16 protein-coding genes and 1 tRNA gene are annotated in these 13,925 nt (G+C 68.5%); 6 read left to right on the top strand and 11 right to left on the bottom strand.

Annotation, left to right across the window (positions count from 1 at the left end; all coding sequences use genetic code 11):
* Positions 1-52 precede the first annotated feature (52 nt).
* From ACIGJI_RS15835 to ACIGJI_RS15815, 5 genes are all read right to left on the bottom strand, one after another.
* Entirely contained in the window at positions 53-1,186 is a 1,134-nt protein-coding gene (locus ACIGJI_RS15835) for a DUF262 domain-containing protein (RefSeq protein WP_363447217.1), read from the bottom strand.
* The gene (locus ACIGJI_RS15830) at positions 1,183-1,899 is read right to left on the bottom strand and encodes a hypothetical protein (protein WP_366244604.1); all 717 of its coding nucleotides are present in this window, start codon (positions 1,897-1,899) and stop codon (positions 1,183-1,185) included. Before ACIGJI_RS15830 ends, ACIGJI_RS15835 begins: the two co-directional genes overlap by 4 nt.
* Before the next feature lie 451 nt (positions 1,900-2,350).
* Positions 2,351-3,535 (bottom strand): hypothetical protein, encoded by a 1,185-nt coding sequence (locus ACIGJI_RS15825; protein ID WP_363447654.1) that lies wholly within the window; start codon positions 3,533-3,535, stop codon positions 2,351-2,353.
* Complete coding sequence (locus ACIGJI_RS15820) at positions 3,532-4,311, bottom strand: bifunctional DNA primase/polymerase (protein WP_363447652.1); 780 nt, start codon at positions 4,309-4,311, stop codon at positions 3,532-3,534. The genes ACIGJI_RS15825 and ACIGJI_RS15820 overlap by 4 nt, the downstream gene beginning before the upstream one ends.
* Positions 4,308-4,640 carry a hypothetical protein gene (locus ACIGJI_RS15815; protein ID WP_363447649.1) on the bottom strand — a complete coding sequence of 111 codons (333 nt, stop codon included), beginning with the start codon at positions 4,638-4,640 and terminating at the stop codon, positions 4,308-4,310. The genes ACIGJI_RS15820 and ACIGJI_RS15815 overlap by 4 nt, the downstream gene beginning before the upstream one ends.
* 444 nt (positions 4,641-5,084) lie before the next feature.
* Between ACIGJI_RS15815 and ACIGJI_RS15810 the strand changes: the two genes are divergently transcribed.
* On the top strand, positions 5,085-5,348 hold the full coding sequence (locus ACIGJI_RS15810; protein ID WP_363447647.1) for a hypothetical protein: 264 nt from the start codon (positions 5,085-5,087) through the stop codon (positions 5,346-5,348).
* Positions 5,349-5,416: 68 nt separating this feature from the next.
* Here ACIGJI_RS15810 and ACIGJI_RS15805 read toward each other — a convergent pair whose 3' ends face one another.
* From ACIGJI_RS15805 to ACIGJI_RS15785, 5 genes are all read right to left on the bottom strand, one after another.
* On the bottom strand, positions 5,417-5,989 hold the full coding sequence (locus ACIGJI_RS15805; RefSeq protein WP_363447645.1) for a hypothetical protein: 573 nt from the start codon (positions 5,987-5,989) through the stop codon (positions 5,417-5,419).
* A gap of 54 nt (positions 5,990-6,043) precedes the next feature.
* Complete coding sequence (locus tag ACIGJI_RS15800) at positions 6,044-6,286, bottom strand: excisionase family DNA-binding protein (RefSeq protein WP_363447643.1); 243 nt, start codon at positions 6,284-6,286, stop codon at positions 6,044-6,046.
* Positions 6,287-6,863: 577 nt separating this feature from the next.
* A complete protein-coding gene (locus ACIGJI_RS15795; RefSeq protein ID WP_363447641.1) occupies positions 6,864-7,166 on the bottom strand; it encodes a hypothetical protein in 303 nt (100 codons plus the stop codon).
* Entirely contained in the window at positions 7,163-8,392 is a 1,230-nt protein-coding gene (locus tag ACIGJI_RS15790; protein WP_366244607.1) for a tyrosine-type recombinase/integrase, read from the bottom strand. The genes ACIGJI_RS15795 and ACIGJI_RS15790 overlap by 4 nt, the downstream gene beginning before the upstream one ends.
* Positions 8,393-8,506: 114 nt before the next feature.
* Positions 8,507-8,582, bottom strand: a tRNA-Ala gene (locus tag ACIGJI_RS15785).
* Positions 8,583-8,717: 135 nt separating this feature from the next.
* Here ACIGJI_RS15785 and ACIGJI_RS15780 point away from each other — a divergent pair.
* Genes ACIGJI_RS15780 through ACIGJI_RS15760 form a run of 5 tightly spaced genes read left to right on the top strand, consistent with a single transcriptional unit; the run spans position 8,718 to position 13,057 of the window.
* Positions 8,718-9,785 carry an NAD(P)/FAD-dependent oxidoreductase gene (locus ACIGJI_RS15780; protein WP_363447637.1) on the top strand — a complete coding sequence of 356 codons (1,068 nt, stop codon included), beginning with the start codon at positions 8,718-8,720 and terminating at the stop codon, positions 9,783-9,785.
* Positions 9,786-9,827: 42 nt separating this feature from the next.
* Entirely contained in the window at positions 9,828-10,619 is a 792-nt protein-coding gene (locus tag ACIGJI_RS15775) for a hypothetical protein (protein WP_259955062.1), read from the top strand.
* A complete protein-coding gene (locus tag ACIGJI_RS15770; RefSeq protein ID WP_363447635.1) occupies positions 10,616-11,143 on the top strand; it encodes a DUF3592 domain-containing protein in 528 nt (175 codons plus the stop codon). The genes ACIGJI_RS15775 and ACIGJI_RS15770 overlap by 4 nt, the downstream gene beginning before the upstream one ends.
* A gap of 28 nt (positions 11,144-11,171) precedes the next feature.
* Positions 11,172-11,828, top strand: a complete 657-nt coding sequence (locus ACIGJI_RS15765; RefSeq protein WP_187661685.1) for an SDR family oxidoreductase — start codon at positions 11,172-11,174, stop codon at positions 11,826-11,828.
* A 5-nt stretch (positions 11,829-11,833) separates the two neighbouring features.
* Entirely contained in the window at positions 11,834-13,057 is a 1,224-nt protein-coding gene (locus ACIGJI_RS15760) for a glycoside hydrolase family 3 N-terminal domain-containing protein (protein WP_363447633.1), read from the top strand.
* A 3-nt stretch (positions 13,058-13,060) separates the two neighbouring features.
* On the opposite strand, the gene ACIGJI_RS15755 is transcribed toward ACIGJI_RS15760, so the two are convergent.
* On the bottom strand, positions 13,061-13,924 hold the full coding sequence (locus ACIGJI_RS15755; protein WP_259955058.1) for a 3-methyladenine DNA glycosylase: 864 nt from the start codon (positions 13,922-13,924) through the stop codon (positions 13,061-13,063).
* Position 13,925 lies beyond the last annotated feature (1 nt).

The following is a 13,925-nucleotide window of genomic DNA, read 5'->3' as shown; positions in this document are numbered from 1 at the left end:
CTTGCTCGCGCTGGGCATCTTCGCTTACACCACTCGCTGAAAAGCCTGAGCCCTAGGTGGCGGGGCTGGCGTCGTCGTCGTCTTCGTCCTGGTCGTCAGGGCCGAGCCCTGCTACAAATTCTTCCACCACGTCAGCCGGAGGGACGTATGGCAGATCGAACAAGTAACTTTCGAGTGCGGTGTCGCGCGTCCTTCGACTGCCGAGATCGCTTGATGCGCGCACGCCTCTCGCGTAACCACGAGCTTGCAGAAGCTGTTCATCTGGCGCGACATCTGAGAGGTACGCGCTGACCGAGTCCGAGAACACCTGCAGTCGGCTCGCTAATGTATCGCGTGTCTCGCGATCAAATGGCATGTCGCCTTCGTGCTTGGCCAGAACGAGGAAAAGGGTGTAAAAGTCTGTTTTGCCCTTCCACCGTGACTTCGTTGGCCAGGTGAGAATTTGTGCGAGTTCGCCGAGTACCGTTGCGAAGTCGTGCTCGATCCGCGATCGGTCGGGGAATTCCACTTCAAAGGTCTTATAGAACTTGTCTAGTGTCGTCTTCTTGTTTTGCAACCCGTAGAGTCGGGCAGCAGAGATTTCGCTGATGAACTCGACGTCCAACATGCGGCGGATGTCGTTGACTGTGAAGACTCCCGAGGTGACCCAGAATTCGTTCTGGCTAATCGCCTTCATCGATGAGATGAACTCGCCCCAGTAGGTCGCGTGGCGCAACTCCTGAGCGTTGAGCACGACGTTGTTTCGATTGAGTCGACCAAAGATTTCGCGTATCTCTGGCTCGGACAGGGCAGGTAGCTCTCGAATGACGAACTTGTACTCGAAGATCGTCTGCTTCTGCTCGGGGGTCAAGTCCTCGAACGTGGAGCCAGAGAGCGTGCCGGAATCCTCGCCGAGCGGAAATCCATCTGACAGGAACTCTAGGCAAGCCCGGATCCGCTGCTGCCCGTCGACGACGACGTGCTTTTCGTCTCCACTTGCGTCCACGGTCGTCTGGAGGTACAGCTCTGGGATTGGGTAACCCTTGAGAATCGTGTCGATCAAGGCAGCTTTTTGCTTCTCACCCCATACGGGGTTGCGCTGGAATGGCGGCTGAAGGATAAGTTCGTCACCCTTGAATCGCTTCCAGAACCAGGACACGGTGTGCATCGTCGCTGATAGGAACCGCTGGTTGGTCGTGGCGGTCATTCTTGTGCCTCATCCTTTTCGTCGGTTGCCACCATAGGGGTACCTGCGGGTGGTTCTAGTTGGAGCTCTGCCTTCAGCGACTCTACGTTTCGACGATGGTACTCACGCAAGGATTCGAAATCTCGATAGATTCGGGCCTTGACGTCCCGATCGAGAGTTGGTGCGCGCAGCGATGCGCGCCCGAGCGCCGACTGCCAGGTCGCCCCAAAGGGCAGGTACGGCAAGAGCCTATCTGTAGCAATGGTGCCGTCGAAAACGAGGCTGCGACGATGCCAGCCGAGCAGGTCCGCTTCATCGGGGCGACCTTTTAGCGCGTCCAGCGGGCCGAGCGCTCGCAGCCAGCGCCAGGCCTCGTCGAAGTGTCGGGCCGATACAACTGCCACGTCAACGTCCGATTCGTCGTGGAACGGCCGAAACCTCTTGTCGTCCTTCGGCGAGAGACTTACACCCACCGCCGTGCTGCCGACGATCACGATGCACAGCGGGTCGACTTCGAGTTCTGCGCCGAGATCTGATCGCCACGCTGCATACTGTTCCCGATCCTCGAAGATCGCGGGAACGCGGTCGAGTATGTGGATGCTCGTGAACGCTGCAGAGTCCAGGCCGCGGACCGCAGCGGAAACTGCCTTCTGCGCATCCGTCATCCCCACTCGACCAGTATGCATGGCGCTGTCCATCAGCTCCACCAAGGCGCGCCCCGCGCTGGTCTGCATCTGATGGAGTGCTGTAGCCGCACCTCAGCGATCGGGATAGGTGACTGAGGAAACTTTAGTCAACCCGGATATTTGAGCCTCTTCTCGTAAGAATGTGGACTGGGGCGGGGTGTCCTGGGGGCGCTCCCAGAAAAAACGGATCGACGCGCGTGACGGTACGCGCCACACGCGCCACACCGCCACACTTACGACCTTTTATGCTTCTGAACAGGGCTTTTCTTGATTCGCGCAGCCGCCACACGCCCGCCACACGACCGCCACAGTACCCGCCACACGACGATGCGCCTCGCAGCATCGGTCTATCAGACTCGACGCTGCGAGGCGCACTGTCGCTTTGGGGTGCGGAGCACTATGCTCACTCATCTGCGGCATGATCTACCGTTAGTAGATATACCACCCCCCTGACCCCCCTACTAGGCCCTCGTGGTAAACATGACCGTAGCACGCTTTCTCACCATGGTGCAAACTTCCCCGCATGCAGCAGCTCGGTCAGGTGATCCCCCTGCGCCCTGGACAGCTTCCGGCGCGCTTCGTAGAACGGGATGCCCTGCGCCTGCATCTCGCTCAGCCGCTCCCGCATTCGCTGTTCCACGCGCTGCGATCGCAGCTGCTGGCCGTCGTCGGGTTCGGCCAGCGCCTCGGCCACCGTATCGAGCGTGTCGAGTGAGTGAGCGAGCACAGCGCCCCCCAGGTGCCAGTCCTCGGCCGTCAGGTGGGACCGGCCGGCCATGTTCGCCAGCGCTATGGCGATGATCGCCCGGTTTAGCAGCACGCGGCTGTTGATCGGCTCGCGCTCCCCTCGGTGCGCGGCGCGGGTGTCCGCTTCGTGTGCCGCGTCCATTTCGGGCAGAGCGTCCACGTATCGCACGCCGTCCCACTGCGAGAGGGGCACAAACACGGGCGGCTGCTCGGCGCTCGGACGCGGGGCGTCGGCTGCATCGGGATCTTCTGCCACCAGCCACACGAACCGGGCTGACAGCCCGCCGGCCACAGCCCCGTCGCCCAGCAGCGGCCCAGCCCGTCGAGGCTGCACGCCGAGAGTGAGTACTGCCCTGTAGCTGCCGGCCGGGATGGTCACGCCGTCGCCCTTCGCGTTCTGCCCGCCGATGGTTTCCCCGGATGTCACAGACTTGATCGTTTCGAGCATGGTCGATCCTGTGCGGTCACCCTGCTGTGCGAGTTGGCCCACCTCATCCCAGTGCAGCCACACCGCGTGATCCAGGCGGGCGTATGTCAGCTGAGGATCTTCGCCCTTCTCCGTGTGAACTTTCCCGAGCATGGTCGCGATCGCTTCACCGCTGCGCGCGTGCGCGGTCTCGGGCACTTCCTCCCCTTCGAACATCACGGCGCAGGCTGCGCCACGGATAGCTGTGGACTTGCCCGCGCCAGAGCGCCCCACCAGGGCCAGCGCGAGATTCAGCGGGGTGCCCTCAGGGTGCAGCGCAGAGCGATAGCGCACCGGGTACGGGATCGTGAGCAGGGATCGGCTGATAGCGGCAGCCAGCAGCGCCCACGGCGAGGCAATGCGTCGCCTCGCTTCGTAGCGCAGCGCAATCAGCTCGGGCCGTTCGCTCATCCACACCGCTCCCGGATCGGGCAGCGGCTCGACCGCCGCAGGAACTACCGGAACCGTCACGCCGCGCCGCCTATCGTGCGGCGTGCGCTTGCGATTGTGCGCATCGCTTCAGTCTCCGTCAGGCCCGCGGCGACGGCTGCCCCTTCCAGCAGATCGAATGTCAGCGTGCCGTGTCCGTCCCGGATCGCCTGACAGGCTGCCCAGAACAGCCGCCCGTTTCGCGTGCCCTCGGGGGCGTCCTGCACGAATCCCGCCAGATACGCCGCACGCGCGCTCAGCCGGCTGGCGTGCTGCGTCGAGCTTGCCGGCGTCGAGCGAGGCGCGCGGCGAGGCTCAGCCGGCCGCAGCAGCTCGCGCAGGGCGGCGGGCAGGGGTGCCGGGGGTGCATCCTCCCACTGGTAGGGCTGTCCGGTGTCGGGGTGCAGGCTCGGGGGCATGACGAGGTAGCCGGTTTCGGTCTTGACGTCGATGCCAGCCGGCAGCCGGGTTGAGGTCAGCGGCCCGCCCGGATTGAGGAAGTACAGGTGACGGCCGCCGGTACCTCGGCCGGAATGCACGGTCAGGGTGCGCGGTAGCAGCCCGCCTGCGGCGTCCGCAAGCTGTGCGAGGCTGCCGCCGTTCTGAGGGTCGATATCGAGCACCAGGAGCGAGCGAGGCACGCGTGCGCCGATGTTGCGGCGCGCCCCGGCGGGCCACCACGCCGCGATCTGTTGCGGGTCGGTGGTGGCATCCTTCACGCCGTGCGCGGTCATCGGGATCTTGCCGCGCAGCGGGATCACCGGCCAGCCGGCCGCTGCCAGGCGCAGCGCGTCGTCACGTGTGGGCAGGGCAGTCACGAGAGAACCCCTCCGCGCGCGGCTTCGAGCTTCACCAGGTAGTCGATGCCTCGGCCGCGATCGCGCCGGGACATGCGCAGGGGCACCAGGGCGCGGGCGTCGACCTGATCGAACGCGACTCCGACGCGGCGCGAGTTTCGACCAGCGCGAATGTCAGCGCGGATCTCGGGTGTCACCGCGTAGTAGACGGCCTGCACCAGCTTGGCGGCGAGGGGTGCCGTTTCGGGCAGCTCGGGCGGTAGGTCGCAGTCTGCGCGCCGCTGAACGTACCAGCGTGTGGTGGCTGTGGGGGCGCTGGCGCTTCCGGCGCGGGGGCTGTAGGTAGGCATGAGTTTGGTTCCGTTTCGAGTCACACAGACCGGCGCAGTCGCGGGGTGCGGGGGTGCCTATGGGTGTGAGCAGGGCGCTCTGAGGCGCGAGCCGGCGCTATGCGTCGGTCTAGTGCCGGAAATGGCCGGCAGTCCTGTGCCGCAGAGTGCGGCGGGATCGGCTCGCGCTTACACCAGGCCGGCTGGCGCTGGGGCGCGAGGCGCGCGAGGCAACCGCCAGACAGGGGCAACTCGCAGGGCAGCTGTCGCTGCGCGGGCGTGCGCCTCTCGCAGCGCGAGCGGGACGGCAGCCGAGATCATGGCGCGCAGCTCTGCGCAGGCGCGGTCGCGTGCCGCGATGAGCGCAGCTCTGCGCTCTCGTAGCGGAATCGGGCGGGCGGGCGCACCGGCGCGCCGTGCGAGGGCACGGACGGCGGCACGGCGCGGGTGATAGTCCGGGAGCTGGTGAGCGAGCCATTCAAGGCTCTCACCGCGCGCCGGGATGCCGCGCGCGATCGCTTCCGCGTCGGCGTCCATCGCGCGGCGCGCACGGTCGCGCAGCGCTCGACGGTTCAGCTCTCCGAGATCGTCGGGGTGAGCATCGTCTGCCAGTGCCCATGCGAGGAAGTCGGGATCACGCGGCGCAGGGTGGGCGGCGGCTTCGGCCGGCGGGGTGGCGCGTCGTGCATTGCGGGAACTGGGGATCACCGTCGCGCCGGCCTTTCGTGAGCAGTGGGGGATTGTTTCGAGTGCTGGGGGCACGCCGGCGCGATGGTGTCGGCATGCCCCCTGTGCGGTCAGGCTCGCTGTGCGGCGGTCTCGAGTGCCGCCTGCACGGCTGCCTGCCGCATGGGCGTCGCGGTTGTCTGCGAGTGCAGCAGATCGGCCGTGTGGCGGCACGCGGGGCACATGCGCGGGCCGCGATCGCTGACGCTCGCGGTTCCGCCGGCGAAATCAGGCGTGTAGTACGGCCGGATATCTTTGTTGATCTCGTGGCAGATCGGGCAAGTGTGCTTCTCGGCGATCGTCTTTGCCCGATCCGCCGCGAGCTTCGCGTTCCACACGACTGTGCTGGCGGCGCTCAGGCGCGCCAGGTGCTCGGCACGGGCCAGTAGCTCGGGCAGGCGGTCGGTATAGACGCGCTGCCGATCCTCGGGAGTGACGATGATCGCGCCGTCGAAATCAGGATTCTGGCGGCGGCGGCGCTCGGCAGCCAGCTCGCGTGAAGCGCGTTCCATGAATGCGGCCGTGTCGGGCGTGGCGGCTGCGTACAGCTCGGCCAGCTCGGCCGGCACGGTAAGCGCGGCGGGCGTGGGCGTGGTCGCGGTGGATGCGGGCGTGGACTTCTTGGGGCGGGTGAATCGAGACATTGTCAGTGGTTCTTTCTTTCGGTGCGGTTGTCGGGGCGGTCGGGAGTTTGCGGATCAGTCGCGCGCAGCAGTGGTCGGCTGCCGGGTATTCGCCGCCACGTACTCATCGAGCGCGGGGCGCGGGATGCGCACGTGCTTGCCGAGCTTGACGACCTGCACGCGGCGGTCGGAGACCAGTCGGCGGGCGAATCGCTCGGACGTGTTGATGTATGTGGCGGCTTCGGCCACGGTCAGCAGCTCGGGCCATGTCTCGGGGGCAGGGGCGGGTGCGGGGGTGGTGATCGTGCTGGCGGTCATGGTGGTATTCCTTCCATCGGGGCGTCTTGTCTGTCCCTCTCCGGTATGGGGCGGGTTGTTGCGGTCAATGTTGCGTGGGAGATCGCTGGGCCAGCAATTCCCCACACGCGGCATTGCGCGACGTTTCGCTAGGTAAATTGACCCGAAAAACATGCGCCCACGTGGTCGTCAGCGGGCAGGGAGCGCGTCGCTGCGAGCTGCAGAGCCGGGGGCGTCCAGCTGTGCTCGGGGCGGGCATCCCCGTGGCCGAGATCTCACCGGGGCGCAGCGAGCTGCCCGGCAGCATCCATCTGCTGCGCCGCGCCGAGCTGGCCGGCAGCGACCGGGCCGGCGCCGAGCTGCAGAGCCGGCGTCGAGGTGCAGGGCCGGCGTCGAGCTGCAGCGGCGGCAGCATCCAGCTGATGCGCGGGCCGAGCTGGCGGGCCTCGGCCGTCACTTCGCTGCACTGGCAGGCGTTGCCCCCTGCGGCGGATGACATGTCTAGGACATGTCAGGGCGTCCCGACGTCGCCGAGAGTGGACGGCGCGCACAAAAAAGCCCCACGCACGAGATTGTGCGGGGGGCTTTTCGAGGTGGGCTAAGGCGTCGGGTCGCTGGCGATGCGCCGCAGCTGTGCGGCAGCAGCGTCGAGCAGGGCCGCGAGCCGGTCGGGTGACGCTGCTTCGGCGATCTCGGCGTGGTCAGAAGTGTGCAGCGTCCACTCGTCGGGATCCAGTGCCGTCGACCGTCGGTGCACCGTCATTCCTCCGGGTAGCGCGATGCTTGCGCTTTCGTGCAGCCACTCATCGGGCATGGCGTCGTCGCCGCCGTGCGTCCAGGTGTTTCCCTCGCACCAGTGCACCGGGCAGGCGAATCGAGCCGTCACGTCGGGCGCGATCATCGAGCGCCCTCCCCAAGCGTCGCGAGTGCTTCGCGCGTGTCCGGTGCGAGTGTGCGCCGTTTGGCGTAGTGCTGTTCCGTGACGCGTGAGCGAGAGTGCCCTAGGGTGAGCGCTGCCGCGTCCAGCCCGCCGCTCTCGTGGTCTGCGATCGTTGTTGCCACGGTCTTGCGGAACACGTGCGGCACCAGCTCCGATGACAAGCCTGCCCATTCGCGCACGGCGCGCAGCTGGCGGTGCACGGAGTGCGAGCCTGTGGGCAGGCCGCTGCTGGTGTGGAACAGGTAGTCGGTCCCGTGGAGGTTCGCCGCCAGGGCGAGGCGTTCCAACGTCGGCACTGCCCACTCGGGGACGATAATCGAGCGCATGCCGGCCTCGGTCTTTGTCGCAGGCTGCCAATGCTTGCGCTGGCCGTGCCCCTCGATGAGCGTCCCGGCGATGGTGACGACCGTGCGAGCGTGCGCGAAATCGACGTCCTGCACACGCAGCCCGAGCGCTTCACCGATCCGCGCCGAGGTCGCCAGCATCACGTCGGTTACGTCGAGGAGCAGTCGGGACGGCTGCGGGCCGTACCGGTCGGGGCGGTCGCGCCACGCGTCTACGGTGCGCCGGAACTGCCCGAGCTGTATCGGCTCCAACGTCACGATCTCTTTCGTCGTGCGGGGGTGCACACGGATGCTGTCAGCCATGTCGAATGTGAAAAGGTCACGGCGTTTGCCGAGCTTGACTACCTTTCGCAGCGCAACGAGGGCGTTGCGCGCCTGGGCGGCGCGATGAGCATGCCACTGCTGGTAGGCAGCGTCTAGCAGGCTCGGTTTCACCGCTCCGATCGGCACCGCGCCGAGCGACGGGACGATGACGCGACGGATCAGTCGAGCCTGCTCATGCAGATAAGCGGGCCGCGCTTCCGCAAATGCCGCTTCCTCTGCGATGAGCGCTTCGCACAGCGCTTCGAACGTGCTCGCCAGGGTGAGCACGCCGGGAATGCTAGCAGGGGCGACTGTCACGCGATCGGGGTCTATCCACGTGCCAGTCACGTGGGCTGCCCGCTCGGTGGCGAGCCATGCCTGGGCTTCCGCGTCGCTGTCGAACCGGCGCGGGGCGCGGATGGTGCGCCCTTCCATTCGGTAGAACGCTTCGAACTTGCCCGACTCGCGCCGACGTATGGTGCCCCACGCGGCGGGGCGCTTGCGTTTCGGGTGCGCGGAACGGGGTTGCGATGTAGCCATCTCGGGTATCCCTCTCGGAATCTCCGGGAGACTCACGAGTGTCCGTGAGTGCCGCCCGGATGCCACGGAGAGGTCTAAACTCTTCCCCGAAATCACCCGTGACCGGGCGTATTTTGGTGGACCTGGGGGGACTCGAACCCCCGACCCCCTGCATGCCATGCAGGTGCGCTACCAGCTGCGCCACAGGCCCAGACGCTGCTCCGGAGTGCTCCGGGCAACGTGAAAACACTACTACACGAATCCGCATCCGCACCAATCGGCGCGGGCCGCCCGGGCGCGTCGGGACACGCGGAACATCCGGCGGTGCAACGGCGTTCGTTCCATCGTGAGCATCCTCGACAGCCTCGTGATCGGCGCCGGCCAGGCCGGGCTGTCCGCGTCCTTCCATCTGCGTCGCCGCGGGATCGAGCACGTCGTGCTGGATGCCGATGCTCGGGCCGGGGGAGCCTGGCAGCACCGGTGGGACGCCCTCACGATGCGCGATGTGCACGGGGTCGCCGAGCTCCCGGGAGACACCGCGCCGCCGCGGGACGAGCGCCGGGCGAACATCGCGGTGCCGGAGTACTTCGCCGGCTACGAGAAGGCCCATGATCTGCCGGTGCTGCGGCCGGTGCACGTCCGTCGAGTCCGGGATGACGACGGGGTCCTCGTCGTGGAGGCCGACGAGGGGGAGTGGCGCACCCGCACCCTCGTCAACGCGACCGGGACCTGGACGCAACCCTTCGTCCCTCACTACCCGGGGATGGAGACGTTCCTCGGGGAGCAGTTCCACACCGTGGACTACCCGGGGCCGGAGCACTTCCGGGGCAAGCGGGTCCTGGTCGTCGGCGGCGGTGCGTCCGCGGTGCAGTTCCTCGGCGCCCTCGCCCCCCTCACGGAGACGTTGTGGGTCACCCGTCGCCCTCCCGTCTGGCGCGACGACGACTTCACGCCGGAGGCCGGCGCTGCTGCCGTCGCGCTCGTCGAGAGGCGTGTGGCGGCCGGCCTGCCCCCGGAGAGCGTGGTCAGTGTGACGGGTCTCATGCTGCGCCCCCAGGAACGGGAGGCGGAGCGTCTCGGAGCGTATGCCGACCGTCGCCCGCTCTTCCAGCGCATCGAGCCCGACGGCGTGCGGTGGGCCGACGGATCGTTCGAACGCGTGGACGTGATCCTGTGGGCGACGGGGTTCCGACCCGCGATCGGTCACCTCGCCCCGCTCCACCTGCGCAGTGCCGCCGGCGGGATCCAGCTCGACCGCGGGGGTCGAGGCACGACGGCGGTGGCGGATCCCCGGGTGCAGCTCGTCGGCTACGGTCCCTCCGCGAGCACCATCGGCGCGAACCGGGCGGGGCGAGCCGCTGCGGCCGGCGTCGTCCGCGCCCTCGAGGGAGTGGGGACCCCGGTCTCGTCCTGACCGGTTCGTGGAGGGGCGCCTCCTATGGATACGCTGGGAGGCATGCTGCGCATCGTCCTGACCGTCGTCTGGCTGCTGCTGTCCGCGTGGCTCGTGGTGTGGGTGGGTGAAGGCCTGTTCGGGGTGAACCAGCGCGAGTCGATCCTCCCCTTCGCGGGTGAGGACGGCCTGGGCGGACCGATCGTGATCGGCGTCGCCTGGGGCCTGCTGCTCACCTTCGGCGGGTCGATGTCGGGTCTGGCGCGGCGCAAGAAGGTCCGCGGGCCGGTGCAGATCGGCGTCGGCACCATCGTCGAGATGTCCCGCACTGGGGTGACCGTGAACGATGTGCCTCAGTACGACCTCTTCATCCGGGTCAGCCCGAGCGTCGGCGATGACTTCATCGGACAGCTGCGCATGCTGCTCGATGCCGGTGACGTCGGAGCGCTGCAGGTCGGACAGCCCGTCCCGGTCCGCTACAGCCTCGAGGACCCCGACACGGTCGAGCTCGCCGACCTCAGCGACCCGACCGTCCGTGAGGCGATGCTGCAGTGGCGCATCGACCGCGGCCTCATCGACCCGTCCCAGGTCCGCGCGCGCACGACGGGAACCCAGGTTCCCGCCTCCGTCGTCGAGGTCCGTCCGACCGGGCGGCGTCGCGAGGGGCAGAGCGAGCTCGCGCTGAAGGTGCTGGTGGCTCCGGAGGGCGCGGAGCCATGGGAGGCTGACACCACCGTGTTCGTCTACCCGCAGGCCGTCTCGCGGCTGCAGGTGGGGGCTCCCGTCTGGGCGTTCTACCGCCGGGAGGATCCGCACACGGTCGCCGTCACCATCGAGAAGGAGGCGGCACGATGAACCCCCTGGACACGCTGATGTGGCTGGTGAACTTCCCGGCCGCGCACGGCTATGCGATGGTCTTCATCGCGGCGTTCTCGATCCTCGGGCTGTTCGCGATCTCCGCGCGGGGAACGACGCGCGGCGGGTCCCTGCGCGCCGTCCGCGAACGCGAGGGGCTGCTCCCCGCGGAGAGCCGATCCCGCGGGAACGTCGGCGGCACCGTGGTCCGCGTGGTCTTCCGCGCACTGGCCTTCGTGATGCTCGGCTCTCTCATCGTCGGGATCCTGAGTCTGACCGGTGTCCCGGTGACCCGCGCATACATCTTCGAGAACGGCCGCCCGACGACGGGAACCGTCGACGGGGACTGGGTGACGTTCACGGCGGCGGACGGCACCGAGTACACCCTGGAGAGCGATTTCTTCACTCCTGCCGTGTACCCCGATCGCGACGCGTGGATCCCGACCGGCGCGCCTGTCGTCGTGCGGTATCTGCCGTCGCATCCGCAGGCTTTCGTCATCGACAGCTCGCAGACGCCGGGCTGACGTCCGCGGGGGCGCGTAGGGTGAAGACATGTCGCGCATCCTCGTCTTCGGCGGCCACGGCCGCATCGCTCTGCTGCTCGCCCCGCTCCTCGTCGCCCGAGGACATGAGGTCACGGGCGTGATCCGGAATCCCGATCATGTGTCCGAGGTGGAAGACGGGGGCGCCATCGCGCTCGTCGCCGACATCGAGACCATGGACGTCGACGCCCTCGCCGAGATCATCCGCGGGCACGACGCCGTGGTGTGGTCCGCGGGCGCCGGCGGCGGCAGCCCCGAGCGCACCTACGCGGTCGACCGGGACGCGGCGGTGCGGACGATGGACGCGGCGGAGCGCGCCGGCGTGCGGCGGTACGTCATGGTGTCGTGGATCGGCTCCACGGCCGACCACGGCGTCCCGGAGGACGACTCCTTCTTCCCGTACGCGGACGCGAAGTGGGCTGCCGACGAGCACCTCCGCGCCTCGGGCCTCGACGGGACGATCCTCGGCCCCGGCGCGCTGACCTTCGACGACCCGACCGGGCGGATCCGCATCGACCCCGAGGGGCGCGGCGAGGTCTCCCGTGCCGACGTCGCGGCTGTCATCGTCGCGGCCCTGGAGGACCCCGGAACGATCGGGCGCACGATCCGCTTCGGCAACGGCGACGAGGAGACCTCGGTACCGATCGTCGAGGCGCTCGCGCGCTGAGAGCGATGAACCCGGCTCGTTCGTTCGGGCGCCGCATGCGGCGGGGCCTCGGTGCCGCGACGGCCCTGACCGCGCTGATCACCGCCGTGGGCGCCGGGGCCGCCGCCTCGTCGTCGGCGGCAGCGTCCAGCCCGCCGGCAGACGTGGTGACCGTGCAGGCGGCCGACGGCGACGGCCTGCGGGATCATGCCGCCGCCCTCGTCGCGGAGATGAGCACCGCGGAGCAGGCCTCGTCCATCGTGATGGGTCACATCGGCGGGAGCGACCCCGCGGCGCTTCGCGCCTACATGCAGTCGGGGCTCGGCGGCTTCATCCTCATGGGTGGCAACATCCCGGAGTCCGAGTCGGAACTCCGCGCGCTGACGGCAGCGCTGACGATCGATCCCGCTCTGCCCCCGCTGATCGCGGTGGACCAGGAAGGGGGCATCGTCTCGCGGCTGCCCTGGGACACCTACTCGGCGTCGCCGACTCTGAAGAGTCGCCCGGTCGCCGAGACCGCGGCGGCCTTCGCAGCCCGTGGCGCGCTCGTGGCTCGGGCGGGGATCACGGTCGACTTCGGCACGGTGGCCGACGTCCCCGCCGACCCCGGCTCCTTCATCTTCGGGCGGGCTCTCGGCACCGATCCGCAGAGTGCCGCCGACCGCACCGCCGCCGCGACGAAGGGGCAGGAGCATGTCGTGGCTTCGACGCTCAAGCACTTCCCCGGGCACGGGGCGGCGCCGGGCGACTCGCATCACGCGATCCCGAGCACGGGGATGACGAAGGCCGCGTGGCGAGAAGCGGACGGGCTCCCGTTCGCCGCCGGCATCGAAGCCGGTGCTTCGTTGCTGATGTACGGCCATCTCGCCTACACGGCAGTGGACGCGCGGCCGGCCTCGCTGTCCGCCGAGTGGCATCGCATCGCTCGGGACGAGCTCGGCTTCGACGGGGTGTCCGTCACGGATGACCTCGGCATGCTGCTCTCCTCCGGGGACTCGGCGTATGCCGATCCGGTCGCGAACGGCGTCGCGGCGGTGGCGGCCGGCAATGATCTGGTGCTGATGATCGCGGGCTCCGATGCCCGGACGGCGGGAGAGATGGCTGCGGGAATCGCCGCGGCGGTCGATGCCGGCACTCTGCCCGCCGATCGCCTCGCGGATGCTGCGACGCGCGTGCTCGCGTTGCGCCTGCAGCTTTCCGATACGACGTCGTCGTGGAGTGTCTGCGGCGACTGCGCCCCTGCGGGTTGACCCTCAGGCCGCGGCGCGACCCTCGGGTGCGAGCCAGGCGGCGAGGAGGGAAGAGCGGAGAGCGGCACCGCGTTCCGCGAAGCCGCGCTGGCGTCGGACGTACTCCGCCTTGCCCTCCGGGGTCTCGATGCGTACCGGTTCGACGTCCCAGGCCGAGAGATCGTAGGGGGCCGCCTGCATGTCGAGCAGCCGGATGTCGCGCGCGAGCTCGAACGTGTCCAGCAGCAGTTCGCCGGGAATCAGCGGCCCGAGCTTCATCGCCCACTTGTACAGATCCATGCCGGCGTGCAAGCAGCCGGGCTGCTCGAACAGGGGCTGGTCGTCTCTCGTCAACGCCGTGCGGTTGCGGGGCGCCGCATCCGGGGTGAAGAACCGGAAGGCGTCGAAATGCGTGCAGCGGAGGTCGTGCGCCTCGACCACCGCATCCGTGCCCGCCTGACCGAGCCGAAGGGGTACGGCATGCCGATGCTCCGCGGCGTTGTAGACCATCGCCCACTCGTGCAGCCCGAAGCAGCCGAACTGCCCGGGACGGGAGCCGGTGCGGCGCAGCATGAGGGCCACCAGTCGAGCGAGCTCGGGCTTCTCGGCCGCGAAGCGCTCCGCATCGGGCACGACGCCGTCGGGTGTGTTCCCGGGGACGTACCAGCGCCACGCCGCCCGTTCGGACGCATCCTGCAGCTCCACGCCCGCTCCGGGGTGCCAGCGGCGGAGCTGCGCGGGCTTGTAGCCGTAGTAGGTGAAGAGGAAGTCCCACACGGGGTGCTTCTCGCCGCGCGCGACGCGCTCCCGGTGCGCCGCCGTCAGCGCGTCGGCCCGTTGCCGATGCGCGTCCTCCCGCCGCAGCCAGTCATCACGCGTGAGGATCATG

Source organism: Microbacterium sp. NPDC064978, from assembly GCF_044543605.1.
Classification (GTDB): Bacteria; Actinomycetota; Actinomycetes; order Actinomycetales; family Microbacteriaceae; genus Microbacterium; species Microbacterium meiriae.
Note: the sequence above shows the minus strand (reverse complement) of the source record. Positions and strands in the feature narration are given on the sequence as shown.